The 25,792-nt window shown below is 42.4% G+C and carries 17 protein-coding genes and 3 tRNA genes; 11 read left to right on the top strand and 9 right to left on the bottom strand.

Features of this window, described 5'->3' with window-relative positions; translation table 11 throughout:
- Positions 1–189: 189 nt before the first annotated feature.
- The 3 genes from P2W71_RS01620 to P2W71_RS01610 all read left to right on the top strand — a co-directional run bounded on the left by P2W71_RS01620 (position 190) and on the right by P2W71_RS01610 (position 4,261).
- On the top strand, positions 190–3,195 hold the full coding sequence (locus P2W71_RS01620; RefSeq protein WP_276366153.1) for a TrlF family AAA-like ATPase: 3,006 nt from the start codon (positions 190–192) through the stop codon (positions 3,193–3,195).
- A gap of 19 nt (positions 3,196–3,214) precedes the next feature.
- Positions 3,215–3,610 (top strand): hypothetical protein, encoded by a 396-nt coding sequence (locus P2W71_RS01615; RefSeq protein ID WP_276366151.1) that lies wholly within the window; start codon positions 3,215–3,217, stop codon positions 3,608–3,610.
- Positions 3,611–3,718: 108 nt separating this feature from the next.
- Entirely contained in the window at positions 3,719–4,261 is a 543-nt protein-coding gene (locus P2W71_RS01610) for a hypothetical protein (RefSeq protein WP_276366148.1), read from the top strand.
- Between the two features lie 714 nt (positions 4,262–4,975).
- Here the strand turns inward: P2W71_RS01610 and P2W71_RS01605 are convergent.
- Positions 4,976–5,049: transfer RNA gene (locus tag P2W71_RS01605), tRNA-Asn, on the bottom strand.
- Positions 5,050–5,381: 332 nt separating this feature from the next.
- Between P2W71_RS01605 and creD the strand changes: the two genes are divergently transcribed.
- The gene (gene creD / locus P2W71_RS01600) at positions 5,382–6,794 is read left to right on the top strand and encodes a cell envelope integrity protein CreD (protein ID WP_276366145.1); all 1,413 of its coding nucleotides are present in this window, start codon (positions 5,382–5,384) and stop codon (positions 6,792–6,794) included.
- A 53-nt stretch (positions 6,795–6,847) separates the two neighbouring features.
- Here creD and pruA read toward each other — a convergent pair whose 3' ends face one another.
- The 3 genes from pruA to P2W71_RS01585 are packed head-to-tail and all read right to left on the bottom strand — an operon-like array spanning position 6,848 to position 9,615.
- The gene (pruA, locus tag P2W71_RS01595) at positions 6,848–8,485 is read right to left on the bottom strand and encodes an L-glutamate gamma-semialdehyde dehydrogenase (RefSeq protein ID WP_276366142.1); all 1,638 of its coding nucleotides are present in this window, start codon (positions 8,483–8,485) and stop codon (positions 6,848–6,850) included.
- A gap of 24 nt (positions 8,486–8,509) precedes the next feature.
- Positions 8,510–9,244 (bottom strand): YjjG family noncanonical pyrimidine nucleotidase, encoded by a 735-nt coding sequence (locus tag P2W71_RS01590; protein WP_276366139.1) that lies wholly within the window; start codon positions 9,242–9,244, stop codon positions 8,510–8,512.
- Positions 9,226–9,615, bottom strand: coding sequence for a metalloregulator ArsR/SmtB family transcription factor (locus P2W71_RS01585; protein WP_276366137.1), 390 nt, complete (start codon positions 9,613–9,615; stop codon positions 9,226–9,228). The genes P2W71_RS01590 and P2W71_RS01585 overlap by 19 nt, the downstream gene beginning before the upstream one ends.
- 76 nt (positions 9,616–9,691) lie before the next feature.
- On the opposite strand from P2W71_RS01585, the gene P2W71_RS01580 reads away from it, so the two are divergent.
- Positions 9,692–10,357, top strand: coding sequence for a carboxypeptidase-like regulatory domain-containing protein (locus tag P2W71_RS01580; RefSeq protein ID WP_276366135.1), 666 nt, complete (start codon positions 9,692–9,694; stop codon positions 10,355–10,357).
- A gap of 237 nt (positions 10,358–10,594) precedes the next feature.
- On the opposite strand, the gene P2W71_RS01575 is transcribed toward P2W71_RS01580, so the two are convergent.
- Positions 10,595–10,669 (bottom strand) — tRNA-Pro (locus P2W71_RS01575).
- A 256-nt stretch (positions 10,670–10,925) separates the two neighbouring features.
- Between P2W71_RS01575 and P2W71_RS01570 the strand changes: the two genes are divergently transcribed.
- The gene (locus P2W71_RS01570; RefSeq protein WP_276366132.1) at positions 10,926–11,858 is read left to right on the top strand and encodes a trypsin-like peptidase domain-containing protein; all 933 of its coding nucleotides are present in this window, start codon (positions 10,926–10,928) and stop codon (positions 11,856–11,858) included.
- A 55-nt stretch (positions 11,859–11,913) separates the two neighbouring features.
- On the opposite strand, the gene P2W71_RS01565 is transcribed toward P2W71_RS01570, so the two are convergent.
- Complete coding sequence (locus tag P2W71_RS01565; RefSeq protein WP_276366130.1) at positions 11,914–13,629, bottom strand: DEAD/DEAH box helicase; 1,716 nt, start codon at positions 13,627–13,629, stop codon at positions 11,914–11,916.
- Positions 13,630–14,128: 499 nt separating this feature from the next.
- Here P2W71_RS01565 and P2W71_RS01560 point away from each other — a divergent pair.
- Positions 14,129–14,202, top strand: a tRNA-Ala gene (locus P2W71_RS01560).
- A gap of 51 nt (positions 14,203–14,253) precedes the next feature.
- Here P2W71_RS01560 and P2W71_RS01555 read toward each other — a convergent pair.
- Both P2W71_RS01555 and P2W71_RS01550 read right to left on the bottom strand, forming a co-directional pair.
- Positions 14,254–16,581: a PAS domain S-box protein gene (locus P2W71_RS01555; protein WP_276366128.1), complete on the bottom strand. Its 2,328-nt coding sequence runs from the start codon at positions 16,579–16,581 to the stop codon at positions 14,254–14,256.
- A gap of 65 nt (positions 16,582–16,646) precedes the next feature.
- Positions 16,647–17,453, bottom strand: a complete 807-nt coding sequence (locus P2W71_RS01550) for an RNA methyltransferase (RefSeq protein WP_276366125.1) — start codon at positions 17,451–17,453, stop codon at positions 16,647–16,649.
- 93 nt (positions 17,454–17,546) lie between these two features.
- On the opposite strand from P2W71_RS01550, the gene P2W71_RS01545 reads away from it, so the two are divergent.
- The 4 genes from P2W71_RS01545 (at position 17,547) to P2W71_RS01530 (ending at position 22,203) form a co-directional block, all read left to right on the top strand.
- A complete protein-coding gene (locus P2W71_RS01545) occupies positions 17,547–18,440 on the top strand; it encodes a class I SAM-dependent methyltransferase (protein ID WP_346659939.1) in 894 nt (297 codons plus the stop codon).
- 129 nt (positions 18,441–18,569) lie between these two features.
- Positions 18,570–20,375, top strand: a complete 1,806-nt coding sequence (typA, locus tag P2W71_RS01540; RefSeq protein WP_276366123.1) for a translational GTPase TypA — start codon at positions 18,570–18,572, stop codon at positions 20,373–20,375.
- Positions 20,376–20,402: 27 nt separating this feature from the next.
- Entirely contained in the window at positions 20,403–21,239 is an 837-nt protein-coding gene (locus P2W71_RS01535) for a tetratricopeptide repeat protein (RefSeq protein WP_276366120.1), read from the top strand.
- A 127-nt stretch (positions 21,240–21,366) separates the two neighbouring features.
- Complete coding sequence (locus tag P2W71_RS01530) at positions 21,367–22,203, top strand: universal stress protein (protein WP_276366117.1); 837 nt, start codon at positions 21,367–21,369, stop codon at positions 22,201–22,203.
- A 42-nt stretch (positions 22,204–22,245) separates the two neighbouring features.
- Here the strand turns inward: P2W71_RS01530 and P2W71_RS01525 are convergent, their stop codons facing one another.
- Positions 22,246–25,671, bottom strand: coding sequence for a methylmalonyl-CoA mutase family protein (locus P2W71_RS01525; protein ID WP_276366114.1), 3,426 nt, complete (start codon positions 25,669–25,671; stop codon positions 22,246–22,248).
- Positions 25,672–25,792 lie beyond the last annotated feature (121 nt).

The following is a 25,792-nucleotide window of genomic DNA, read 5'->3' as shown; positions in this document are numbered from 1 at the left end:
ATCACGGTGATCTTGAATGCTTTTATCTCCCACAAGGCTATAGGAAGATAGTTGAGGGTCAAGATCGATTATGCTGATATTCAACAAAATAGTAAATTGCACAATTAGCTGGACCAGTGCAATAGTTCTATCCTTCGCAACTGTTTGATTTCCTTTTTTGATAATAAGAGCAACGTTGATTGAATGCATATGGGAAAAATGTCGGCCACTCCGAAAGAAACTTTGACGCCCCCTGTGAACACACAAAACCCTCGGGGATCGATCTGGCATCGATGGGAACCACACATCCATGCGCCCGGGACTGTTCTAAACAACCAGTTTAATGGGGACGATCCGTGGGAGGATTTTCTTACTAAAATTGAGAACTCTAATCCACGTATTAGAGCACTGGGCGTAACCGATTATTACCTCCTTGATTTATACGAGAGAGTCATTGATGAAAAAAGTAAAGGAAGATTATCCGAAGTCGACCTTATTTTCCCAAATATTGAATTACGATTCAGCATAGAGACTGCGAAGGGAAAACCAATTAACGCTCACTTGCTCGTATCCCAAGAAGACGATAATCACGTTGTTGAAATCAAAAGGTTCATCAATAGGCTGACATACAAGATAGGCGACGATGCCTATAACTGCAATGCGGAAGACTTAAAGAAACTAGGCAGAAAGCATAGCCCACAAGTAACTGACGATAGAAAAGCATTGGAAATCGGGGTCAACCAGTTCAAAGTTAATTATGAACAGCTGCATGAAAACTATAACAATACGGCATGGGCGAAGAAAAACATTTTAATAGCAATTTCTGGAAGCAGCGGGGATGGAACACCAGGATTAAAGGATGATGCCGCCTTTGCATCGTTAAGAACAGAATTAGAGCGAACGTCCCATATTATTTTTTCTTCAAACGAAAACCAGAGGAAATTCTGGCTTGGTCAGGGCGCGGCTACGAAGCAAGAATTGTCGGACAAGTGGAATGGATGCAAACCCTGCCTTCATGGCTCTGATGCTCATGATAATGATAATGTAGGTGTACCTTCTCACAACCGATATAGTTGGATAAAAGGTGATTTAAGATTTGAGTCACTTCGTCAAGCTTGTATTGAGCCAGAAATACGCACATTTATTGGTTCCAGCCCTCCTGCAGGCAGCATGCCTTCTTATACAATAGAGGCAATTAATATAAAAAATGCGGAGTGGCTTACCACCTCATCGTTAAGGCTGAATCCAGGATTAACCACAATAATCGGTGCGCGAGGATCTGGTAAAACTGCTTTAGCCGATCTGATTGCTGTCGCAGGATATTCGGCAATGCCGAAGACAAATGACCGGTCGTTTATTATGAGAGCTAAAGATCTTTTCGCGGATGAAATTGTCGAATTGAATTGGTTGGTTGGTGAGCAAAGTAGTTCTCCACTGTCTCAATATGTTGCCTCGCATAATGGAATAGATAGTGTGAGAGTTCAATATTTGTCCCAACAGTTTGTCGACCAGCTATGCTCTGCTGAAGGTTTAACCGATGAGCTAATGGATGAAATTGAGCGTGTTATTTTTGAAGCGCATATTGCTGAAAATAGAATGGGTGCAACATCATTTTCGGAGTTAGTTGGGCTAAAGTCCGAAAGCGTGATCAATTTACGCTGTGACTATGAACGGGAAATTGAAATTTATACATCTGAAATAAATAGCTGGCGCGAAAAGAAGAACCAAATCCCTAACCTGCAAAAGTCCCTCGATGAAAAAACTAAAACCATTGAGAACGATAAGCGTGATAGACAGACGTTCATTGGTAAAAATTCGGAAGAGAGGGTAAAACAACATCAGAAAATTTCAACCGCGCTCGATGCGGCAAGAGTTAAGCTAGATGCTGCGACCAGAAAACACTCTGCCCTGACAATTCTCAATGATTACATTGAAGGGTTGATAAAAACTGGCATGCCGAATGCTTTACGAAATTTAAAAGAAAAACATTCGATGACTGGGTTGACCGATTTGCAGTGGGAAAATTTCCAATTAGAACACAAGGGCGATGTGGTAGGGTTGTTGAAACAAGAAATTACCAAGGCGAGTATTAACGTTCAGACAATAAAAGGCGCTGAAACTCCGGCCGGTCAGCAAAGTGATTTTAGTAATGTTGAAGATCTATCAAGGGATACTTTCAATGAACTACAAGAAAAACAATCCCAAATTCAGAAATTGATTGGGGTAGACGAAGAAAATTCGTTAAAGTTTAAAAAGCTTTCTGAAAAAATTGCAAAGGATGAAGCCACCGTCGTTTCTCTAAAGAAAGAAATTGAAGATTGCGGAAAGGCTGATGAAAAGATAACGCACCTGCTAAAGTTACGACAGCAGTCTTATAAGGGCGTTTTCGATACGCTCTTGAAACACGAGCAAATTCTTACGGAGTTGTATAAGCCTTTGATGGAAAACCTTCAGGAGGAAGACGGGGCTCTTGGGAAACTTACATTTAATGTTCAACGTAAGGCCGATCTCGACTCATGGGCTGCCGCCGGTGAGGCTCTTCTTGATCTAAGGAAAGGTACAATTTTTCGAGGGAAAGGTGCTCTTCGAGAAGTTGTTCAAAAAGAACTACTTCCTGCGTGGGAGCAAGGGACGGCAGACGATGTTTCCAAAGCAATGAATGGCTTTCTTGATATCCATAGGAAATCTCTGGAAGAACATTCTCCAATTGAAAAGACTGATCGTGCATCTTATAGAGAGTGGGCAAACAAAGTAGCAGCATGGCTCTTTGACACCTCACATATTTCAATTAAGTATGGCATTCAATATGACGGCGTAAACATACATCAACTCTCATCCGGAACTCGCGGAATAGTACTGTTGCTTCTATATCTAGCGATCGACAAGGATGATTTTCGCCCTCTGATTATTGACCAGCCAGAAGAAAACTTAGACCCTAAATCGATATTTGATGAGCTTGTTCCGAGGTTTAGATCGGCTAAACTTCGAAGACAGATAATCATTGTTACACACAACGCAAACTTGGTCGTCAACACAGACGCTGATCAGGTGATTGTTGCCAACTGCGGCGATCATAGACAAAATCAACTACCACTAATTAATTATGTAAGTGGAGGGATAGAGAACGATGAGATTCGAAAACAAGTGTGCGAGATTTTGGAAGGGGGGGAGGAAGCGTTTAAAGAAAGAGCAAAACGACTACGTGTAAGGCTGTAATTCACTTTTTAAGGTAGCGATGAGCATAGCTTACGATGAAGTACTCGTTTACAAGCAGGGTCGACAGGCGCAGTCGACTGTTAAGCGATTGTATATAAGATGGAGGTCGGAGCAGGCAACGGCAATTCCTTTGCGGTGTGATAATCTTGACTGTACACTGCACAATCCGCCGTTGACGTGGAACGGAAAGCCGATTGTGTTGATCCTAGACCACAAGAACGGTGTCAACGGCGACAACAGAACAAAAAACCTTCAATTGTTATGCCCAAATTGCAGTTCCCAGAAGACAGATCATGGAGGAGGAAATAAAGGAAAAGTAAGTCAGTTCGAAGGGGGTTTTGTAGAGAACCTGCCATCAGGTAAAAAGAAATATACTCTTCCAGCAGAAGCTGGGAAATACCATTGCAGGTCATGACGTAAACCTAAAAAAGGGGCCACAGTTGTAAGCCACTTATGTGAAAATGCGTACGACGTTATATGCAATTCCCTGTATTTGGCTAAGTTTGTAAAATTACGACCGACTATGGCTAACCTTTACACCAATAACAAGACATTTCAAAGGGCGGGCGAAATCCTCATCAGATCTATTTGGCTCGAGAAGAGGTTAATTGATCTTATTTTGTTAAAGAATAACCCGGAATTTGAAAAAGATTTCAACACAGGAACAATTTCTCCTAAGCATGCCAGTCTACGACTTGATTGGCATAAAAATACTTTTGCCTTTATAATTGACAAGTTTTTGCCAGAGTTTCCTGAAGTTGAAAAGAAAGACAAACAACACGTTGAAAATTTGTATGCGCTCAACGAAATTCGGGATTTTATTTCCCATGCGGACTTCTCGTACCATAGGGAAAACATTCTTTTTGTTACAAAAAGCGTAAGTAGGTTAGCAAAATTTGACGCACTCACATTTCCAACAAAAGCAGGAGATGATGATGGGACGCGAGTACTAAACTTAAACAATGAAAAGAACTTCGAACAAATTTGTGCAATTCTCGATGATTGGGAAAAAATCATTGAAGCAATTGCAAGCTCATACGGTGTAGAGCCAAATAAGCTAAAATAGTGCGCGCACCCAAAGTGCCAACTACAAAGAACTCAACGCTTTTTTGTCAGATAGCATGTTTTACCGACGAAAATCATATGAGCCATACGTCAAACGTTCCGTGGGAATTTATCCAAAATTATCCATGCAAAAACTACTATCCTGTTCACTGGCAGTTCAGGTTTAGAGATGATTACAACGCATGGCCTGCCGCAAAAGCTACCGGATAAATCAACCAATGCATTACAATGCCCGCTTGGTTAATCCTCCATCCCAAGACGGCGAACTTTCGAATGTTTTAAATGCAATCTGTTCCTAGAAAGAACCTAAGGTCGGAAGATTAGGCTTAAATCAAGTATCCGAAATGTTGGAACGAAACTCTTCAACAGGAAGACCGAACGTGTCCGGATGAGATTCTGTCTGCAAAAAAAAAATTCTCCGCTTGATCTCTGGTTCAGGCATCACTATAAAACTCCGACACGTGATCATCGTGCTGCTCCACGAGGCTCATGGCTATCGTGTCCAAGAGTTGTGTAAAAGGTCTTCTGTGATCTCCATTGACGAAAATAACAAATTAGGGCAAGACGGAAAAGTGACAGGGGGCGGCCCATATGCCGGAAGACGGAATGTTGTAGGATAGTTTTAGGGGGCGATGCTATTGAATAGAAAAGTGCAAATAACGTGCAAATGAAAAAGCCACTTACAGTACTAACATGTAAGTGGCTGATTATCAGGCTCCTCCTCTTGGACTTGAACCAAGGACCCTCTGATTAACAGTCAGATGCTCTAACCAGCTGAGCTAAGGAGGAATTACCCTTCAAAAGGGAGTGCAATATTAAGGAGTTGGACTGGAAATTTCCAAAATCGGTGGAAATTTTATTCCATTATGTTTTAATAATTACTGATTTAAACCTTGCGAACTCGCCTGCGTTCAAGTAACTTTGAACAACAAAGTACTTTTGATTGGAAAGATTCGCTACATATCTACGCTACGGTCACGATCGGGGGATTTTTTTTTGTCTGTGCGCTTTGTATCACAAAGTACTTTATACGGCCAGCGTTAATAGGGCCCTTCACTGTAAGGATAAAGCCCCACAATTGTAGGCCGATTGACAATGGAATCTTTAATACTTAACAAAATATGGAAGCAATTACACAACCAACGAATTTATTAGATCGGTTCAATAAATGGATCCAGGAATCTATCATGATTAAACTCTTTTCCATCGGAATCTTAATTTTAATCCTCTTGATTCCTTCCGGATCGATTCAAGATTTAATCGAGGAGCGACAATCCAGAGCGGGAGAGGTTATTCAGGAAGTAGCCGAAAAATGGTCCGGAAGTCAATCGATCTCTGGCCCCGTATTGGTAGTACCTTATCGTAAACATGAAATTATCGATCGTGGAAAAGACGGTAAAGAAATCAGGGAACATATTGAAAAAGCATTTTTCCTCCCCGAGGATTTAACTATTAATGGAAATGTTAACCCTGAAATATTGCACCGGGGTATTTTTGATGCCGTGGTTTATGAATCTTCGCTATCGATCGCTGCAAATTTCAATAAACCTGATTTTAAAAAACTTTCTATTCCTGAAGATATGGTGCTATGGAACGGTGCCTATATCACGTATGGCATCACAGACCTTCGGGGGATTAGCGACAACCCCATCCTTACCCTCGCAGATAAGCCCTTTACACTTGAACCTTCCAACAATATCGGTTTCACGGTTAGGGGACGACAAGATGAAAATTTGGCTGCCCTTTATAAACCAAAAGAAAACCTCCCTTCCAGTAGTGGTATCGTGGCGAAATTAAATTGGGATAACGCCGATGCATTTGTCGGTCAAGTCTCCATGAAGTTAAAACTAAAAGGTAGTAACCGATTAGATTTTGTTCCTTTAGGCAAAACCACTTCCGTAAAACTTCAAGGACCTTGGCCTGACCCAAGTTTTGACGGACAATTTTTACCAGCTTCCCGCGAAATAACTAACGAAGGATTTACTGCAGCCTGGAAGATATTGCATTTTAATCGTGCTTTTTCGCAGCAATGGGCAGACAGTAATCAAGAGCTTAGCGGCGCAGACTTCGGAGTCAAATTGTTAATACCTGTAGACCAATATCAAAAAAGTATGCGGACCTCAAAGTACGGAGTGCTTGTAATCCTTTTAACTTTTATTGCCCTGTTTCTTGTGGAGATCATCCAAAAGGTTCGAATTCATCCCTTTCAATATATCCTGATAGGCGTCGCGTTAATCATCTATTATACACTGCTGCTTAGTTTTTCAGAACACGTCGGTTATAATATTGCTTACATCATTTCTTCCATCGCTACGGTTATTCTGGTTAGCCTATATTCTACCACATTTCTCCCTTCGAAAAAGCTCAGTTTGGTTTTCTCCCTGTTGCTGATCACATTTTACTCATTTATTTTCATCATCATCCTTCAACAGGATTTCTCATTGCTATTGGGAAGCTTAGGGCTATTCCTGATCGTAAGCTTGTTGATGTATTTCTCAAGAAAAATAAAATGGTATCGCGAAGCGGTGGCCTAACCATAATGTCTGAGAAAACGAACCCTGCATTGAAGCAGGGTTTGTTTTCTTACCTATGCCTTGTCCGGTTCCAAAAAAGGATAGCGATAATCTCTTGGCGTGACAAAAGTTTCTTTGATGGTTCTCAAAGAGACCCAACGCAACAAATTTACTTTAGCCCCTGCTTTATCGTTCGTCCCTGATCCCCTTGCTCCGCCAAAAGGTTGCTGGCCAACCACTGCACCAGTAGGCTTATCGTTAATGTAGAAATTACCTGCAGACTGCGTTAATTTCCTTGTGGCTAATTCTACAGCGTAACGATCTTTCGCAAAAATGGATCCGGTAAGCGCATACGGTGATGTGTTGTCGACCAATTCCAAAGTCTGTTCAAAATTCTCATCCTGGTAAATGTAAATGGTGAGGACCGGTCCGAAGATTTCCTCGCACATCGTGACAGAGGATGGATCTTTTGAAACGATTACTGTAGGCTCAATAAAATATCCCTTGGACTTATCATATTTTCCGCCTGCGATGATTTCATTTACAGGATTCTTTTTTGCCTCTTCAATGTAACGGGTGATGGAATTGAAGGATTTTTCATCAATCACGGCGTTGATGAAGTTCCCGAAGTCTTCAGGGCTTCCCATGTTAAAGCTCTTCAAATCTTCAAGCAGGTAATTTTTTACCTCATCCCATATTGATGAAGGGATGTAGCATCGCGATGCTGCGGAACACTTCTGACCCTGAAATTCAAAAGCGCCCCGTGCCATTGCCGTCGACAACTCTTTTGGATGTGCACTACTATGGGCGATTATAAAATCCTTACCGCCGGTTTCCCCGACGATTCTTGGATATGACCTGTATGCCTGAATATTTTTTCCGATTGTTTGCCAGATCTGCTGAAACACTTTTGTGCTTCCAGTAAAGTGAATGCCTGCGAAATCGCGGTGATTGAAAATTACATCACCAACGGTCGGGCCGTCTGCATAAATCAAATTGATAACGCCATCCGGCAGGCCAGCCTCTTTCAAAACCGTCATGATAACATTCGCGGAATAAATCTGCGTATAAGCAGGTTTCCAAATAACAGTATTGCCCATCATAGCCATACTGGTGGGTAAATTACCAGCGATGGCAGTAAAATTAAATGGTGTAAGCGCAAATGTGAATCCTTCCAAGGGACGATACTCAATCCGGTTCCAGACGCCCGGAGAAGATTCGGGCTGCTCGTGATAGATCTGGGCCATGTAGTATACATTGAAACGCAAGAAATCTATTAATTCACAAGCGCTGTCAATTTCAGCCTGGTAACAATTTTTGGATTGACCCAACATCGTAGCAGCGTTGATAATAGCGCGATAAGGACCAGCAAGTAAATCGGCGGCTTTTAAGAAAACACTAGCCCTGTTCTCCCAGCTTAGATTATTCCACAATGATTTTGCCGCTAAGGCAGCATCAATTGCTTGGACCACGTGTTCTCGGTCGCCTTCATGAAAATATCCTAACGTATGCTGGTGATCGTGAGGCGGCGCTAACCTTTGTTTTGAATTTGTGCGCACCTCGTCAGCGCCGATGTACATAGGGATATCCAATTGTTTAGCGCGGGCATCGCGAAGGGCTTGTTGCAAAGCAACTCGTTCCTTGCTTCCAGGTGCATAATTTAATACCGGTTCATTTTTGGGAAAAGGAACATTGAAAAATCCGTTTGCCATACGTTGTGTTACTGTATTAATGGTTCAAAGAAATCTTTTAAGTTCTGAAAGGCAACTGATTTCATACGCACTGTGGCCATCGTGCGTAATCTTCTCGGGATTAAAAAATACGGCATCGATATACGCACTACAGGCCCCACCAATATCGGTCACCAGGTTATCGCCTACCATAATTGCCTGATGATTTTTTATGCCGTGGCAGCTTAGCGCAAAATTAAATATCTCGCATGAAGGTTTTCGAGACCCAGCCCGCTGTGAGGTAATGATGTGATCAAAATAGGAAACGAGGTTGCTGGATTGTAACTTCATTTGTTGAATCTCATCAAAGCCGTTAGTGATGACACTCAGGTCATAATGCGCTGATAAATAATCCAATACCTCCAGCGCATAGGGCATCAGTTTTCCTTTTTTTGGGCTTTCCTTGATATAGTCATGGGAGAGGTCTTCGCACAGTTTTTCATCCCGGATAGAAAAATTTTCAAGGATCTGTTTAAAGCGCTGCTTGCGGATCACATCACTTGTAATGGCGCCCTTGTCCAGCAATTCCCAAAGCCTGGTATTTACTAGGGTAAAATGTGTTGTAAATTGATCACACGTGTCAATTCCTTTTGCCTGAAGATTATACTGCAGGTAAAGCTCTTCTAACGTTTCCCGGGAATTAGTTTCATAATCCCAAAGCGTATGGTCCAGGTCAAAGAAAATGCAGTTGTATTTTTTTACGGATGATCCGTTACTAGTTTTTATTTCACTTTTTGCCATTCCTGAATTTGTAGCTTATTAATTGCTAACTCTCTATTGGTGAATAAAGTTTGGTAGATTTTCTGATCCTGGGTTAGTTGCGCGTCTTTACGTAAAAATTGAAATACCTGTTGAATAATATCGGCTACGCTGTCCTTGATCTGATAAAAGACCCAATGGTTATACCGGCGGGCGCTCAGAATGCCAGAATTCTTTAAATAAATTAGATGCCGGGAGGTTTTGGCCTGCGTAAAATCCAGGATTTTTTCTAAATCCGAAATACACATTTCGCCATTCGTCACAATTAATCCCAGGATCCGAAGACGTGACTCATCGGCGCAGGCTTTAAATATTTGTGCTCCCAGAGTTAGATTAAAACTTTTCAGTCGCATTTTGGCATCCTATGTGTGAACTGTCAAAGGTAGAGAAATTAGGCGCTTTTAGTGCTTCTCTGTATATTTGAAATCCATGAATGCCGGAGTTATTATAAAAGGAAATGTGAAGTTTTTAGTATTCGTAACGAGTCTACTATTAATCGTTTTTTGTGCGGCTGTTCCAGGAAAAGCACAGCAAAAGAAGCGTGTTATTCAGTTGTCCGGCGTAGTGCTGGAAGAGGACAGTGTTTCTGGAATTCCTGTTCCGGGGGTCCATATTTATGTGCCGAAAGCTGGCAGGGGAACGACCACCAATGGCATGGGTTTCTTTTCAATGCCTGTTCTCGAAGGCGATGAGTTGGTTATCAGTGCGGTGGGGTATGACCGGCAATATTTTACAGTACCCATGAATTCGCCGGAATATCAAACCATAATTATAACGCTGGTGCAGGACACTACATTTTTGCAGGAAGTGACGATTGTGCCCTTCCCGACGGAAGAAGTTTTTAAGCAGGCGGTGTTAGCGATGAATATGCCGATGGATAATAGCGGCATCGATAAGCGTAATTTTAATGAAGAATTATTGGCGTTGATGGTCAAAACTACCCCAATGGATGGCTATCAAAATCAACGATATTATTTAGATCAGTGGGCTAATTCAGCCAATAGCAGATTCCAACCCGTTACCAACCCGTTCCTGAATGTTTTCAACTGGGCGAAGTTTTTTAGTTCGTTGAAGCAGAATAAGAAGAAAAAGTGAGTCGGCTTGCAGTCCTTAGTCGCGGACGACGTCTCCAGTAGAAAACGGAAGTTTTGCGTATGTCTCTCGCTATTTAGCAATTCCAATTATTCCGAGACCATTCGGTGCTAACCGAAATGAAGGCGAGTTAATTATTCCAACATCGCATTATTAGACGTAAAGCAAGTATTTAATCACCTGCAAACATCTTCTATAAAAAGAAAAAGCCCGCCGTCGCTAAAGCTATGGCGGGCGAAGTCGGGGCGAGATGATTCGAACATCCGACCCCCACGTCCCTAACGTGGTGCGCTAACCGGGCTGCGCTACGCCCCGAAAAAAACTGGTGCGAATCTAAACGTTTTAATGTTAAAGTGAAAAGCTAAATGCTGAAAGCCGTCAGAAAAGGGTGTATCGTAGAACAAAATCGCGGACCGTTTTGCCGAACGACATACCTTCATTTGATGAGGCTAAAAAGACCCGACCAGGCATAGTGTTCGGCCATACTGGCGTTATCTCTCCGCTAAGGCCCAGACAAAATTGCCATACAATAAAGTGGGCAATAATTTGTCTATGATTGAAAAAGAATATTATGGACGCATTTTCTCAAATGATTATTGATGCCGTGGAGAAAACAAAAAATGCGGTAGTCAAAATCAATGTATTTAAAACTGTAAAAGGTAAACTCAGACCCGCAGGTTCGGGATCAGGTTTTATTTTTTCGTCAGATGGGCTTGTATTCACCAATAGCCATGTGGTGCATGGTGCAGAAAAAATTATGGTGAGTTTGCTTAATGAAAATGAAATTGAAGGAATCATTATCGGTGAAGACCCTGATACCGATCTGGCCATATTAAAAATCTATACGGAAGGTTATTCAGTCGCTAAATTGGGTGATGCTTCACAACTCCAGATTGGCCAGTTTGTAATCGCGATTGGAAATCCGTACGGGTATCAGCATACTGTCACAACGGGTGTGGTAAGCGCGTTGGGACGAACGTTGCAAACGCAATCGGGAAAATTGGTGGATAATGTTATCCAGTCGGATGCCGCACTTAATCCAGGTAATTCGGGTGGCCCGATGATCACAACAGATGGAGACGTCATTGGCGTCAATACAGCCATGATCCAGGGAGCTCAGGGCTTAAGTTTTTCTGTTGATATCAACACAGCAAAGGAGATTGCAGAACAACTCATCCATCATGGTAAAGTGTTCAAGGCATACGTGGGCATTATGCTACAGGAGGTCAATATCAATCCCAAGGTAAAGCAGCATTTCAATTTATCGAATAAGAGAGGATTGTTTGTTACACGCATTGAACCCGAATCTCCAGCTTCGCGGTCACAACTTCAGGAAGGTGATATCATCATTAATTTCAATGGGCATCCTGTCAACAGCACCCATGAATTATTTAAGGAGTTAGCAAAAAAAGAAATACTGACCATCGTAGATATTTCAGTGATACGACATACTGAAATGCTGAATTTTACGATTGCTCCATTGGAGTTAAAACAAGTGCATTGAATATATTGAGTGTTGCATCCTCTAAAAATTCAACACTCAATATTCAAATTCGTGCTTAGTATCTTCTGCGTTTCTGCTCCGTAGTTTTGGAACCTTTGAACGTGCTTCCGGATGTTCTGCCTCTTTTAAAATCTCTTGAAGACGATTCTTTTCTCGGGCCGGAGTTTCTTCGTTCTGTCATTTCTACCCGAACTTGTCGTCCTTTAAATTCGACACCACCTTTGAACTCACTCAACAAAAGGTCTGCTTTATCCTTTTCCACTTCAAAGAAAGAATAAGCGCCTTTCAGTTCCATCTTGCCAATCGATTTTCTGTTTACGCCGCTCACATCTTCAATAAAGCTTAACATGCTGCCGGCATCCAGGCCATCCATTTTGCCGAGATTGATGAAGAACCGACTGCCAGTGACGTACCGATCGCCGTCGCTATCACTTGCTTTCCGGTCATCGAGATTCAGATCAGGTGCATTACGATAATAATCCAGAAAACGGTTGAACTCGATCGACGCGAAACGTTTGATCAATTCCTGTTTTGTTAAATCTTTCAGCTCTTCATAAACGGCAGGTAAAAATTCTCCGATCTCTTCCTCGTTCACTTTTACCTCACGTACTTTATGCATGAGGGCAATCAGTTGTTTTTGACAAACCTGCGGCCCTGTTGGAACCATCATCCTCTTAAAGGGTGACTTCAAAGTTTTTTCAAGCTGTTTTACACGACCTAGTTCTCTGCGAGAGATCATGGCAATTGAGATACCCTTCTTTCCGGCGCGTGCTGTACGACCACTCCGATGCGTATAAAATTCCATTTCATCGGGCATGTTCATATGAATAACATGCGAAATGTCTTCCACGTCAATACCACGGGCAGCCACATCGGTAGCAACCAAAATCTGAAGTGAACGGTTTCTGAATTTAAGCATAACGCGATCGCGTTGCTGCTGGGTAAGATCACCATGTAAGGCATCAGCATTATAACCATCCTTCATTAACATTTCGGCTATACGCTGTGTGTCGATCCGGGTACGGCAAAAGATCAATCCAAAAATTTCGGGATTGTCATCCAATATTCTTTTTAAGGCGAGATACTTATCTTTCTCCTGCACCATCACATAGTGATGTTCAATATTTACGTTGCCTGTGTTTTGTTCTCCCACGGTTAGCTCATAAGGATCGCTCATGTAGTTTTTCATGATTGACTTTACCTCGCGGGGCATGGTGGCTGAAAATAACCAGGTGCTTTTGGTATCGGGTGTAAAAGAAAGAATCTTATCCAGATCTTCTTTAAATCCCATGTTCAGCATTTCGTCTGCCTCATCTAACACAACATATTGTATAGTACTAAGATTGATAGCTTTACGATCGATCAGATCGATCAGCCTTCCAGGAGTTGCCACAATGATTTGTGCACCTCTCTTTACCTTCCTGATCTGTTCACTAATGCTTGAACCTCCATAAACCGCTACAATATTGAATGGCTTAAACTTTTCCGTAAAGTTCTCCAGGTCGCTTGTGATCTGCAGACCCAATTCACGGGTTGGTGCCAAAACCAATGCCTGGGTGTTCCGGCTATCGGCATCGATTAATTCCAGCAAAGGCAACCCAAAAGCTGCTGTTTTACCCGTTCCAGTTTGTGCTAAACCCACAAAATCGCGATTTCCTTTCAACAGAATCGGAATGGCTTTTTCTTGTATGGGGGTTGGTATTTCAAAGCCGATTTGTTGAACCGACTCTACTAATCCCTTGGAAAGACCCAAGGCTTCAAAAGATTTCATTAAAATTTATTAAAGTAAGCGGCAAAGGTACGGTAATTCTGGTTAGAAAGTTCGACGGCCCCAAAAATGGATGCTCTAACGATTGAAACACCGTGAATTGGAAGATCTTGAAATCTTTGCTCAAACCTCGGGGCTAAATGTTGGCGTTGAACACAAAATCTTGGAACAAACGGGTGACAGTTGAAAGGTTCACTGAGGTTGGGGGGGTAGCTTTGGGTTAGGTAAGGAGTAGCTTCGGGTTAAATTCAACCATCATACAGTCATCTTACATTCATCTTACAGCCACGCTTCATTCGCGTATTTTTCTGAATCAATGTTATCATCAGCGTCATGGACGCTGGAATTGCTGCAAGGGAAATTATCAAAAAAAGGGCTTAGACTCAATTTAAATTAATGAATGAAGCATTGGTACAAAGCTGACCTTCGTTTTGAATCTTCCAATTTTCCAATCTTTTAATTTTCCAATCCTCGAATCTCACCTATATTTGCGCACTTTGTTGGGGCATTAGCTCAGCTGGCTAGAGCGTCACGCTGGCAGTGTGAAGGTCATCGGTTCGACTCCGATATGCTCCACAAGAAATTTAAGGACGGAATCATCCGTCCTTTTTTTATGACATGCTGTTATTAAAATTGAATGATAAAAGTGGTACCCTGATCCACTTCGCTTTCCGCAGAGATTGATCCTCCTAACGCTTCAACCTGAGTTTTGACAAGAAAGAGTCCTACGCCCTTGGCATCCTGATGTACATGAAACGTTTTGTGAAGGCCAAATAATTTGCTTCCGTGACGTTGCATGTCTATGCCCAAACCGTTGTCCTGTACGCGCAGTTCGATACCTGTATCAACGGTTGAGGTAGTTACTTTTATTTCAGGTTTCCGTTTAGGCGAAGCGTATTTTAAAGCATTGGTCAGCAGGTTTTGGAATATGCTTTCAAGGTATGCTTTGGAGTAATATATTTTTGGGGCATCGTTGAAGTCAAAGGTGATGGAAGCGCTTTGCTGAATCAGTTCGCCTTCCAATGACTGAATGACCTTATCGAACACTTCTTTAAATCTAATTTCAACACGTGGTATATCCGTATCGGTCTTAACCTTCAGTGTCTCCATGAGTTCGTTCATGGTTTCACCGAGGTTACTGGAAACGGTCTTTATTTTTTCAAAAATTTGTTGATAGTCAAGCAAACTGCTGTTGGCGTCAAGCAGGCTGATGAGCGCTTTAATATTGCCGACGGGTGACCGCAGATTGTGCGAAATGATATGTGCAAATTCATCTAGCTGTCTATTTTGTTCCTGAAGTTTTACGGCAATAGCTTCCAAGCTTTGTTTAGAACGAAGCAGTTCATCTTCGGATTTTTTTCGTTCTGTAATATCAATGGCCGATGTATACATCAGTTGGTTCTTAACATCCGTAGCGGAACTCCACAACAGCCAGCGGTAAGAACCATCTTTGCAGCGGTAACGATTTTCAAAATGGTGAAGGTCGTTCCCCTCAGAAATGTATTTGAGCATTTCTTCTGTAGCCGGTACGTCGTCGTGGTGAACGAATTCCACGAAGCGGTTGGTTTTCAGTTCCTGATCCGTCCAGCCAAGAAGTTGTTCCCAAGCAGGACTTAGTTTTTTAAAGTATCCATCAAAACCTGAGATTGCATTTAAATTAACGGAAGTGTTGAACAGTCTATAATTTTCTTTCGCGACCTTTAACAATTCCTTTTCAGCATTTTTCTGCGCAGTGATGTCGATGATAAATCCTTCAATGGTAATACTTCCATCTTCCTGGATTACCGGCATACCATCTTCTTTTACAAAGCGCCAGGTATCAGTTTTGTGACGAATCCGATATTCAATACTGAAGTTTCTTTTTTCAGCAACTGCATGTTCAATTTCTATACGGATTCTGTCTTGATCATTCGGATGGTATAAGTCGCTGAAGTTAAGTTTGCTTGATAAAAACTGACTGGCTTCAAATCCCGTTAATTCTTCAACCCTTGAGTTGAGGTAGATCATCGAATAGGCTTCATCATTTTTTCTGAGATAAATGACACCAGGAATATTTTCCGTAAGGGATCTGAATTTTTGTTCGCTTTTAATCAATTTGCTCTCGGCTACTTTCCGGGTTGTAATATCTTCAATGCGAATGGTTAGTCTTTTCGTGGGCTTGCCGTTTTCGTGAACGATGGCATATTTTGCGTTGAACCACCTGTTAGAGCCAGGTATGATAGATTTGTATTCATAGCTGTCAGACTGCCCGGTAGTCATCACTTTTACCCTTAAAGCTTCCAGGGGTTTTGAAAATTCTTCGCCCAGTGCTTCCTGAAATGTTCTGCCTAGAATTTTTGATCGAGGATAAAATAAATCGTCATCGTTTTTTGCCCACACGTTTACGAATCGACCATCTTCATCAACTTCAAAAACAATATCATCCAACGAATTAACGAGTGCGCTTAAATGCGCTTCTGATTTTCTGAACTGGTTCTGTAGGCGACGTTGTTCCGTTATATCAGCTGCGATACCTGCATAGCCAGTAAGCTTACCGTTATCATCCCACAATCCGGTGATGGATAACATTACAGGGAATTTCGTGCCGTTTTTTCTAATATAAGTCCATTCTTCGCGGTCAGCACTTCTGAGGAGCTGAGCCTTGAATGAAAGGGCTTCGAAGTTAGGCTCGACATCTATTCCCAATTCGTCCGATAACTTGCTGGCGCGTTCAATTAATTCAATACTGTCGTGTAACATGACGAGTGTCGCCTTGCCGATCATCTCTGCAGCAGAATACCCTAACAGATCTTCTGCGGCCCGGTTAAAGCTCGTAATAATGCCTTTCGTATCCGTAGAAATGACCGAAAGCTCAGTGGCACTGATAATAGCTTCTTGCAGGCGATACGCTTCTGCCAACGTATTTATCATGTTTTCTTCCGCCCCATATTTCTTTGATAATGGAACCCTATCCATTTGTTAACTTCCCAATCATAAATTTATAAAATTGCTTTGCATGATGGATATTCATTTAAAAATAATTATGAATAGCGTTTTTCTTTAAATCCACGCTGTCTTCTGGCCTCAAAGATGACCACAGCAGCTGCAGTTGAAACATTCATCGAGTCTATTTTTCCTTGCATGGGAATAATTATATTTTCGTTTGCATTCTCCACCCAACTATCCGACAATCCTACGGATTCTGTACCCATAACGATAGCCGTCGCTGGTGTGTAATCAACATCATCGTAAGGTTTGGAGGCTTTCAAATAAGTGCAGAAGATTGCAATATTCTTTCTCTTTAGCCACGCTATTGTTTCGGCTGAGGTTGCCGATGCGATCTGATTGGTAAATACACACCCAACGCTTGATCTGATGACGTTCGGGTTATAGAAATCTACGCGCGGGTCACAAATGATAACTCCATCGATACCGGCCGCATCCGCAGTGCGTAAAACTGCTCCCAGGTTTCCAGGCTTCTCAACGCCTTCTAAGACTAATAAGAGTGGCTTCGGCGTTAGTTCCAGAGTTTCCAATGCATGTTTTTTTTGTTCGGCCAAGGCAATAATTCCTCCGGTGCTTTCCCGGTAAGCAAGTTTACTAAAAACATTTTGTTGTACAGGAATTAAAAGTTGGTCGTCTTTTACAATCGTTTGAACCTCGTCCGATTCGATAATCTCCGGGCAATAAAACACACTGGAGATTTTATATGCCCCTGCCACTGCTAACGATAATTCCTTTATACCTTCGATCACGCAGAGATTTTGTTTATTACGCTCCCTTGCTTTTTCCAACGCAAGAATGTTTTTGATCTTCGGATTCTGAACACTGGTGATGAGCGGATGCATTCAAATGGTTTGGATTGAAAGCTCGAAGTTCAACGTTCGCGCTGTAAACTTCAAATCTAAGTTTCTTTTAACTTTGAACCTTAAATCAGAAACTTGAAACTTTTACATCCTTCTTCCTGGACCGACTACGAACTCATCGATGCTGGTAATTTTGAGAAACTCGAGCGATTTGGGGAATACATTCTGATTCGGCCCGAGCCACAGGCGTTATGGAAAAAATCCCTAAGTGAACAAGAATGGAAAAAATTGGCGCATGCCAAATTCGTGCGTGAACAAAAAGATAAATTCCGGTTCACTGACGATGTTAAAGGAGGGTGGTCAAAAAATCCTGCTATGCCGGAGAGCTGGAATATTTCCTATCGCTATAACACGCTTAAAATTACTTTACGCCTGGCGCTTACCGGGTTCGGACATGTTGGAATATTTCCTGAGCAGGGAAGCAACTGGAATTTTATTTTTGATACCATCAACACGTGGACGGTAAAACAACCGAAGGTGCTTAATCTTTTTGCTTATACAGGTGCCGCATCCGTTGTAGCACGCACGGCAGGGGCTGAAGTAATTCATTGTGATGCATCCCGGCCCGGTATAAATTGGGCTGCACACAACATGCAACTTAATAACCTGAAGGATATTCGCTGGGTATATGAAGACGCTTTTAAATTTGTTAAACGCGAAGTGAAACGTGGCAACAAATACCATGGCATCATCATGGATCCACCGCCGTATGGCCGCGGCCCCGAAGGCGAAAAATGGACATTACAAGAGCAACTGGATGAACTTATTTATATGAGCAGTCAGGTGCTGGAAAAACAAAAAAGCTTTTTCATTCTGAGCATGTATGCGATTGGTTTGTCACCTTTGGTGGGATTAAATATTGCTAAAACCTATTTCGACTTCAAGGAAGAGGAATACGGCGAATTCTATTTAAAATCCAAGCATGAAAAGGATTTGCCGATGGGGACTTTTTTGAGGTTTAGAGTGTAGCGAGTGTTTATGTGTTTAAGGGGCCACTGTGGCATCCTACTTCACTTCTTTCTGTGGCGGCAAGCATAAGCCAATTAATTGTTCTATCTTTGCGCCTCAATTCAAAAAAATAAGAGGATTTGAGGATTTATGGACGTTAGTAAGATAAGGAACATTGCGATTATTGCCCACGTAGACCACGGTAAAACCACATTAGTAGACAAATTATTGATGGCGGGGAAGCTTTTTAAGGATCATGAAACCCCGGGTGAGTTGATTATGGATAGCAATGACCTGGAACGGGAACGGGGTATTACTATTCTGGCAAAAAACGTTTCAGTACGTTATAAGGATTACAAAATTAATGTAATTGACACCCCTGGACACAGTGATTTTGGAGGAGAAGTAGAACGCGTTCTAAACATGGCCGACGGCTGCTTGCTGTTAGTAGACGCCTTTGAAGGCCCTATGCCTCAGACACGCTTCGTGCTTCAAAAGGCTCTTCAGCTGGGATTGAAACCAATTGTTGTTGTCAATAAAGTAGACAAGAAAAATTGTACACCAGATGAAGTACACGAACAGGTATTTGACCTGATGTATCAACTTGATGCTACAGAATATCAATTGGATTTTCCCACTTTCTATGGATCTGCCAAACAAGGGTGGATGAGTACAGACTGGAAGAACCCAACCACAGATATCACCGCATTGCTGGATGGTATCATCGAACATATTCCGGCGCCTGCCATCGAAGTAGGTAGTACGCAAATGTTAATCACGTCTTTGGAGTATTCTTCATACATCGGTCGTGTTGCTATTGGACGTGTACATCGCGGTACTATAAAATCGGGGCAACAAATTGCCTTGGTTAAGCGCGAAACAAAAGCTATTGTAAAATCGCGTATAAAAGACCTTTATGTTTTCGAAGGATTTGAAAAATTAAAGGTAGAAGAAGTTAAGGCGGGAGAAATTTGCGCGCTGGTGGGACTCGAAGGTTTTGAAATTGGCGACACTGTTGCCGATCCTGAAAAACCGGAAGGCATGAAAACGATCTCCATCGATGAGCCTACAATGAGCATGCTTTTTACTATTAATAATTCGCCTTTTTACGGTAAGGAGGGAAAATTTGTAACCTCCCGCCATATCAAAGACAGGCTTGACAAGGAATTGGAAAAGAACCTGGCACTTCGCGTAGGGGACACCGGCTCTGCTGATAGTTTTATGGTATTTGGCCGTGGCGTACTTCACTTGTCGGTACTGATTGAAACGATGCGCCGTGAAGGATACGAGTTACAAATTGGTCAGCCGCAGGTAATTTTTAGAGAAATCGACGGCGTGAAATGTGAGCCTATGGAAGAACTAACCATCGATCTTCCTGAATCTGATGCCGGAAAAGCTATTGAAACAGTGTCACAACGTAAGGGTGAAATGCTTAACATGGAGCCCAAAGGTGATCGCATGATTTTAAAGTTTATGATTCCTTCACGCGGTATCATAGGACTAAGAAATTATTTATTGAACGTTACTGCAGGTGAGGCGATCGTAACACATCGTTTTAAAGAGTATCAGCCCTACCGTGGTGAAATCCCCGGACGTATCAATGGTTCATTGATTGTTATGGAACAAGGCGAGGCCATTGCTTACAGCTTGAACAACTTGCAGGATCGCGGTAAGTTTTTTGTAGGGGATGGTGAGCCGGTATATGAAGGACAAGTAATAGGGGAACACAGCAGAAGTGGTGACCTCGTGGTAAATGTTACAAAAACTAAGAAGCTCACCAACATGCGCGCTTCGGGTGCAGATGAAAAAATGCGCATTGCGCCTCCGATAAGATTCTCATTGGAAGAAGCGTTGGAATATATTCAGTCGGATGAATATGTTGAGGTAACACCAAAGTCGATTCGTTTACGAAAAATTTACCTGACGGAAAACGAACGGAAACGCTATAACCGATAGCGGTCATGAGAAGTTAAACGCTTCACCATGCAAAAGACAATTCTCGCAAGTAAATATTCAGGACTCATCATCATGCTGGTGATGAGTTCTTTTTTTTCCGTCGCCCAACAGTCTGCCATAGAGATCGAGGCAGATAGCTTGGTTGAGCGACAAGATTATCAAAGTGCGCTGAATTTATACAACAGCCTCCTCGAGAAATCCAAACCCGAGACAGAAGAACAATATCAGCTTTATCATAAGCGGGCTGTGTGCTATTATGGTCTTCAACGTTTTGAGGAGGCCTTACAAGATATAAATACATTGATCGAAAAGTACCCACAGCCACAAGCTAAGTTGTTGCGTGCGTACATCAACCAGGCGGTAGAAAATTATGAAGCACAACTCGACGATCTAAATGATTTGTTATTGTTAAATCCTGACAATCCCGAGATGCTTCAATGGAGGGCTTCGGTATTAATGGAATCTCAGAAGTATGCAGAAGCACAAAAAGACATCCGTAAGTTGCTGGGCTATCAAGCCAGCCCTGAACTAAAATCCTATTTAGGACTTACTTACTACTACCTTGAAAATCCAGATAGCGCGTTGATTATCTTTGATGAAGTGATCAAAGATGATCCAACTTTTATTCAGGCCTATATTTACGCTGCATCGGTCTGTCTCGACGAGGAGGCTTATCCTTTAGCGCTAACCTTCATCAACAACGGTTTACAGGCGGACCCTGCCAATACAACCTTCTTATTTTACAAAGGCATTGCCCTCGTGGAAACAGATCAGGTAAAAGAAGGATGCCGTTGTCTGACTAAAGCGTTCGATGCAGGTATTGATGATGTAGCAGACTACCTGAAAACCTATTGTTATCAGTAAGACAAGACTCGAACTTTCCTGTCAGTGGGTAACTTGTAACTCCTTCTTAACCTCTGCGTCACTCAAATCGATTTCGAACATAAACTCTTATATTAGCATAGGCTTTTTATGAACCTGGCTGACTCCTATGAACAAAATTCTTATTCCTTGTGATTTTTCTGAGCAAGCTATCCATGCGTTTCGGTTAGCCGTTGACATGGCCCATGTGTCAGGTGCGGAATTGCATTTGTTGCACGTCATAGAACTTCCCATAATGCATGATGACGTGCTGACTCCTATGCCATCCTTTGATGAGACCTTGCTGAGAGAATTAAGCGAGCGCGCCGAAGAGAAATTTGCAGCGCTTAAAAGAGATTTCGCTAAAGAACATCTTTTCCTGACTTCAAAAATTGAATACGGTCCTGTTGTTCCCTCCATACTAGATTATCTGGAGAGTTACAAGATCACCCTCATTGTAATGGGAACCAAAGGCGTAAGCGGACTGGAGGAAGTGTTGATCGGTTCTACGGCCGAAAAAGTTGTGCGTAACGCAAGTTGCCCGGTAATCGCAGTAAAGCGGCAAGTTTCAATTACTGAATTGCAGCATATCGTTTTTCCGAACTCCATGGAAGAAGGCCAGGAAGATTTATTGATGCACGTGAAGGAACTTCAGCACATATTAAAGGCGAAACTGCACATGGTGTGGATCGATACTTCCACTAAAGCAGATGACCACACCGTTGTAAAACGTCAGATGGATGAATTTGCAAAACGCTTCATGCTCAAGGATTACACCATTGACGTTTTCAAAGCCAACAATAAAGAAACCGGAATCATCAAATTCACGCATTGGATGAATGCAAACATGATTGCCATGGGTACGCACGCCCGAAAAGGGTTGAGCCATCTTCTCAAAGGAAGTGTCGCGGAAGGCGTGGTGAATCACGTGGATTGCCCAATCTGGACGTATGTGATTAAACGTTGACTATTTGCGTATAGGCATGCTGATATGCCGTCGGTGTACGGCTTACATATTTCTCCGGTATTGGCCACCGACTTCAAACAGTGCTTTTGTTATCTCTCCTAATGAACATACTTTTGTTGCTTCCATGAGTGCGGAGAAGATGTTTTTATTTTGTATAGCAGCATCCTGTACCTGCTGCAGTTTTTCTGTGGCCTTTTCGGCCTGGAAAGCATGAAGGTTTTTCAGCATGGTAATTTGATATTCTTTTTCGTCCGTGGTCGCGCGGATTACTTCGCGCGGTAATATTGTTGGTGAACCCTTTGAACTCAGGAATGTATTTACGCCGATGATTGGGAATTCGCCGGTATGTTTAAGCGTTTCGTAATACAAACTTTCCTCCTGGATCTTCCCGCGCTGATACATGGTTTCCATCGCTCCGAGTACACCCCCACGTTCCGTGATGCGATCGAATTCCGAAAGAACAGCCTCTTCCACCAAGTCAGTTAATTCTTCGATAATAAAAGAACCCTGTAATGGATTTTCATTTTTAGCGAGCCCAAGTTCCTTATTGATGATGAGCTGTATGGCCATCGCTCGGCGGACAGATTCCTCAGTGGGTGTGGTGATCGCTTCATCATAGGCGTTTGTATGCAGCGAATTGCAATTATCGTAGATCGCATACAGTGCTTGCAGCGTAGTGCGGATGTCGTTAAAATCTATTTCTTGTGCATGCAACGATCTGCCTGAAGTCTGAATATGATACTTCAACATTTGCGATCGTTCATTGGCTTTGTATTTGTGTTTCATGGCTTTAGACCATATCCGCCTGGCTACACGCCCAATGACTGCGTATTCCGGATCAATTCCGTTGGAGAAGAAGAAGGAAAGATTAGGTGCGAATCCATTGATATCCATTCCACGACTCAAATAATACTCTACATAGGTAAAGCCATTTGCCAATGTGAAGGCAAGTTGCGTGATGGGATTAGCACCGGCTTCCGCAATGTGATATCCTGAAATAGAAACTGAATAAAAATTTCTCACATTCCAGTCAATGAAATATTGTTGAACGTCGCCCATCAGCCGAAGCGCAAACTCAGTTGAGAAAATGCATGTATTTTGTGCCTGGTCTTCTTTCAAAATATCGGCTTGCACAGTACCGCGTACTTGCGATAATGTATCGGTTTTAATGTTGTTATAAACTTCTAATGGAAGAACCTGATCGCCCGTGGCACCTAAGAGCATTAGTCCCAAGCCATCATTGCCTGTGGGTAAATGGCCCTGGTAGGAGGGACGAAGTTTTTCTTTGCCTGCGTAAAGTTCATGGATACGTTTTTTTACTTCGTCTGTCAGGCCATCCTTATGAATGTATATCTCACATTGCTGATCGACCGCTGCATTCATGAAATATCCCAATAGCATTGGTGCCGGGCCATTGATGGTCATGGATACAGACGTTTTTGGATCGACAAGATTAAATCCGCTGTAAAGTTTTTTGGCGTCGTCCAGGCAGCAAATGCTGACGCCTGCGTTACCAATCTTGCCATATATATCGGGCCTGTAGTCCGGATCATTTCCATAAAGTGTTACGGAATCAAAGGCGGTGGACAGACGTTTTGCGGTCATCGCCAGGCTTACATAATGAAACCTTCTGTTCGTTCTTTCAGGTCCACCTTCACCAGCAAACATTCTTGTAGGATCTTCACCTTCACGTTTAAAAGGATAAATACCGGCTGTAAAGGGAAATTCGCCAGGAACATTTTCCTGAAGTATCCAGCGAAGCAAATCGCCCCAGCCGCGGTATCGTGGAAGGGATACCTTTGGTACCTGCATGTGCGAAAGTGATTCGGTATGTGTTTTAATGGCGATTTCTTTTTCGCGCACCTTGAATTTATAAACATCGTCTTTGTATTTCTTCTGCCTTTCGGGCCATTGTTGAAGGAGGATTAGGTTTTTATGATCAAGAACCTGACTTATCTTCTGCAACTCGTTCTGTAAATCTTTTTTTAAGGAAGCATTTTCAGGATCAACAAGCTCCATCGTTTTTTGAATGGCATAAAATCGTTCTGCTATTTCCGATTGGTGATTTACCCATTCATCGTACTTGCGATTTGTTTCTGTAATTTCGCTTAGGTAACGTGTACGGTTAGGCGGAATAACGAAAACTTTTTCCGACATCTCATGGGTTGCCTGAAAAGATGAATTTAACCCGATGCCGGTTTTTTTCTTTAAGACATCGACTAAGTGAAGGTAAAGCTGATTTGTTCCAGGATCGTTAAACTGAGAGGCAATAGTTCCAAATACGGGCATTTCTTCGGGCTTCTGATCCCAACGTTGGTGATTGCGCTGTACCTGTTTCTTTACATCGCGTAAAGCATCCAATGAACCACGTTTATCGAATTTGTTAAGTGCGATCACATCGGCGAAATCAAGCATATCAATTTTTTCCAATTGTGTTGCCGCACCATATTCCGGTGTCATTACATATAGCGATACATTGCTGTGTTCCAGAATTTCCGTATCGCTTTGCCCGATACCCGATGTTTCTAAAATTATTAAATCATATTTTGCTGCCTTAAGAATTTGAATCGCTTCCCTGACATAGGCGGAGAGTGCAAGATTACTTTGTCGGGTGGCTAACGACCGCATAAACACGCGGGGATTGTTGATGGCATTCATCCGAATTCGATCGCCTAATAATGCACCGCCTGTTTTTCGCTTGGAAGGATCAACGGAAATTAATCCGATGGTTTTGTCTTTAAAGTCAAATAGAAATCTTCTAACAATTTCATCTACCATAGAAGATTTTCCAGCGCCACCTGTTCCGGTTACACCGAGCACCGGTGTAGAGGATTTTTCAGCCCGTGTTTTGATTTCCTCAAAAACCCGTTGATGGGTGTTTGAAAAATTTTCCGCAGCAGAGATCAGCCGTGCAATGGCCAATGGATTTTTGGACGACAACTGATCCAATTCATCCGTTAATGTGTCACCCAGCGGATAATCACTTTTCTCAACCAAATCATTGATCATTCCCTGCAGTCCCATAGCCCTTCCGTCGTCTGGTGAGTAAATCCTTGTGATGCCATACGTGGTCAACGCTTTTATTTCCTCTGGTAAGATCACGCCGCCGCCACCACCAAAAATCTTGATATGTCCCGCTCCCTTTTCCTTTAGCAAGTCATGCATGTATTTGAAGTATTCATTGTGTCCGCCCTGATAGCTTGTCATGGCGATCGCTTGTGCATCTTCCTGGATTGCAGTATTCACAACCTCTTCTACACTTCTGTCGTGACCTAAATGAATAACCTCTACGCCAGTCGCCTGGATAATCCTCCGCATGATGTTAATAGCGGCGTCATGTCCATCGAACAAGCTAGCGGCCGTAACAATCCGAACTTTATTTTTTGTTTTATAAGGCTGCGGTGCAGGATGGCCCGAGAGGTCAGTTTTTTTTTCGGACGACGCTATTTTATTAGCGATTGTGTTCATACAATAATCGTTTACTGTAAAGTTATGCTTAAAAGTTGGTTGGCGTGTATTGGTTTAGCAGTAAAAGGGGAAAGTTAAGGATGCAGGCGACTTGGATCTGTCCTCATAGAAGTGCTTTTAA

It is taken from the genome of Chryseolinea sp. H1M3-3 (assembly GCF_029360725.1).
Classification (GTDB): domain Bacteria; phylum Bacteroidota; class Bacteroidia; order Cytophagales; family Cyclobacteriaceae; genus Chryseolinea.
The sequence above is the reverse complement of the archived record's forward strand: the minus strand, read 5'-3'. Positions and strand labels throughout refer to the sequence as shown.

Coding starts and splice junctions, on each gene's coding strand:
- P2W71_RS01620 (WP_276366153.1), top strand. CDS start 190: ATGGGAAAAATGTCGGCCACTCCGAAAGAAACTTTGACGCCCCCTGTG.
- P2W71_RS01615 (WP_276366151.1), top strand. CDS start 3,215: ATGAGCATAGCTTACGATGAAGTACTCGTTTACAAGCAGGGTCGACAG.
- P2W71_RS01610 (WP_276366148.1), top strand. CDS start 3,719: ATGGCTAACCTTTACACCAATAACAAGACATTTCAAAGGGCGGGCGAA.
- creD (WP_276366145.1), top strand. CDS start 5,382: ATGGAAGCAATTACACAACCAACGAATTTATTAGATCGGTTCAATAAA.
- pruA (WP_276366142.1), bottom strand. CDS start 8,485: ATGGCAAACGGATTTTTCAATGTTCCTTTTCCCAAAAATGAACCGGTA.
- P2W71_RS01590 (WP_276366139.1), bottom strand. CDS start 9,244: ATGGCAAAAAGTGAAATAAAAACTAGTAACGGATCATCCGTAAAAAAA.
- P2W71_RS01585 (WP_276366137.1), bottom strand. CDS start 9,615: ATGCGACTGAAAAGTTTTAATCTAACTCTGGGAGCACAAATATTTAAA.
- P2W71_RS01580 (WP_276366135.1), top strand. CDS start 9,692: ATGAATGCCGGAGTTATTATAAAAGGAAATGTGAAGTTTTTAGTATTC.
- P2W71_RS01570 (WP_276366132.1), top strand. CDS start 10,926: ATGGACGCATTTTCTCAAATGATTATTGATGCCGTGGAGAAAACAAAA.
- P2W71_RS01565 (WP_276366130.1), bottom strand. CDS start 13,629: ATGAAATCTTTTGAAGCCTTGGGTCTTTCCAAGGGATTAGTAGAGTCG.
- P2W71_RS01555 (WP_276366128.1), bottom strand. CDS start 16,581: ATGGATAGGGTTCCATTATCAAAGAAATATGGGGCGGAAGAAAACATG.
- P2W71_RS01550 (WP_276366125.1), bottom strand. CDS start 17,453: ATGCATCCGCTCATCACCAGTGTTCAGAATCCGAAGATCAAAAACATT.
- typA (WP_276366123.1), top strand. CDS start 18,570: ATGGACGTTAGTAAGATAAGGAACATTGCGATTATTGCCCACGTAGAC.
- P2W71_RS01535 (WP_276366120.1), top strand. CDS start 20,403: ATGCAAAAGACAATTCTCGCAAGTAAATATTCAGGACTCATCATCATG.
- P2W71_RS01530 (WP_276366117.1), top strand. CDS start 21,367: ATGAACAAAATTCTTATTCCTTGTGATTTTTCTGAGCAAGCTATCCAT.
- P2W71_RS01525 (WP_276366114.1), bottom strand. CDS start 25,671: ATGAACACAATCGCTAATAAAATAGCGTCGTCCGAAAAAAAAACTGAC.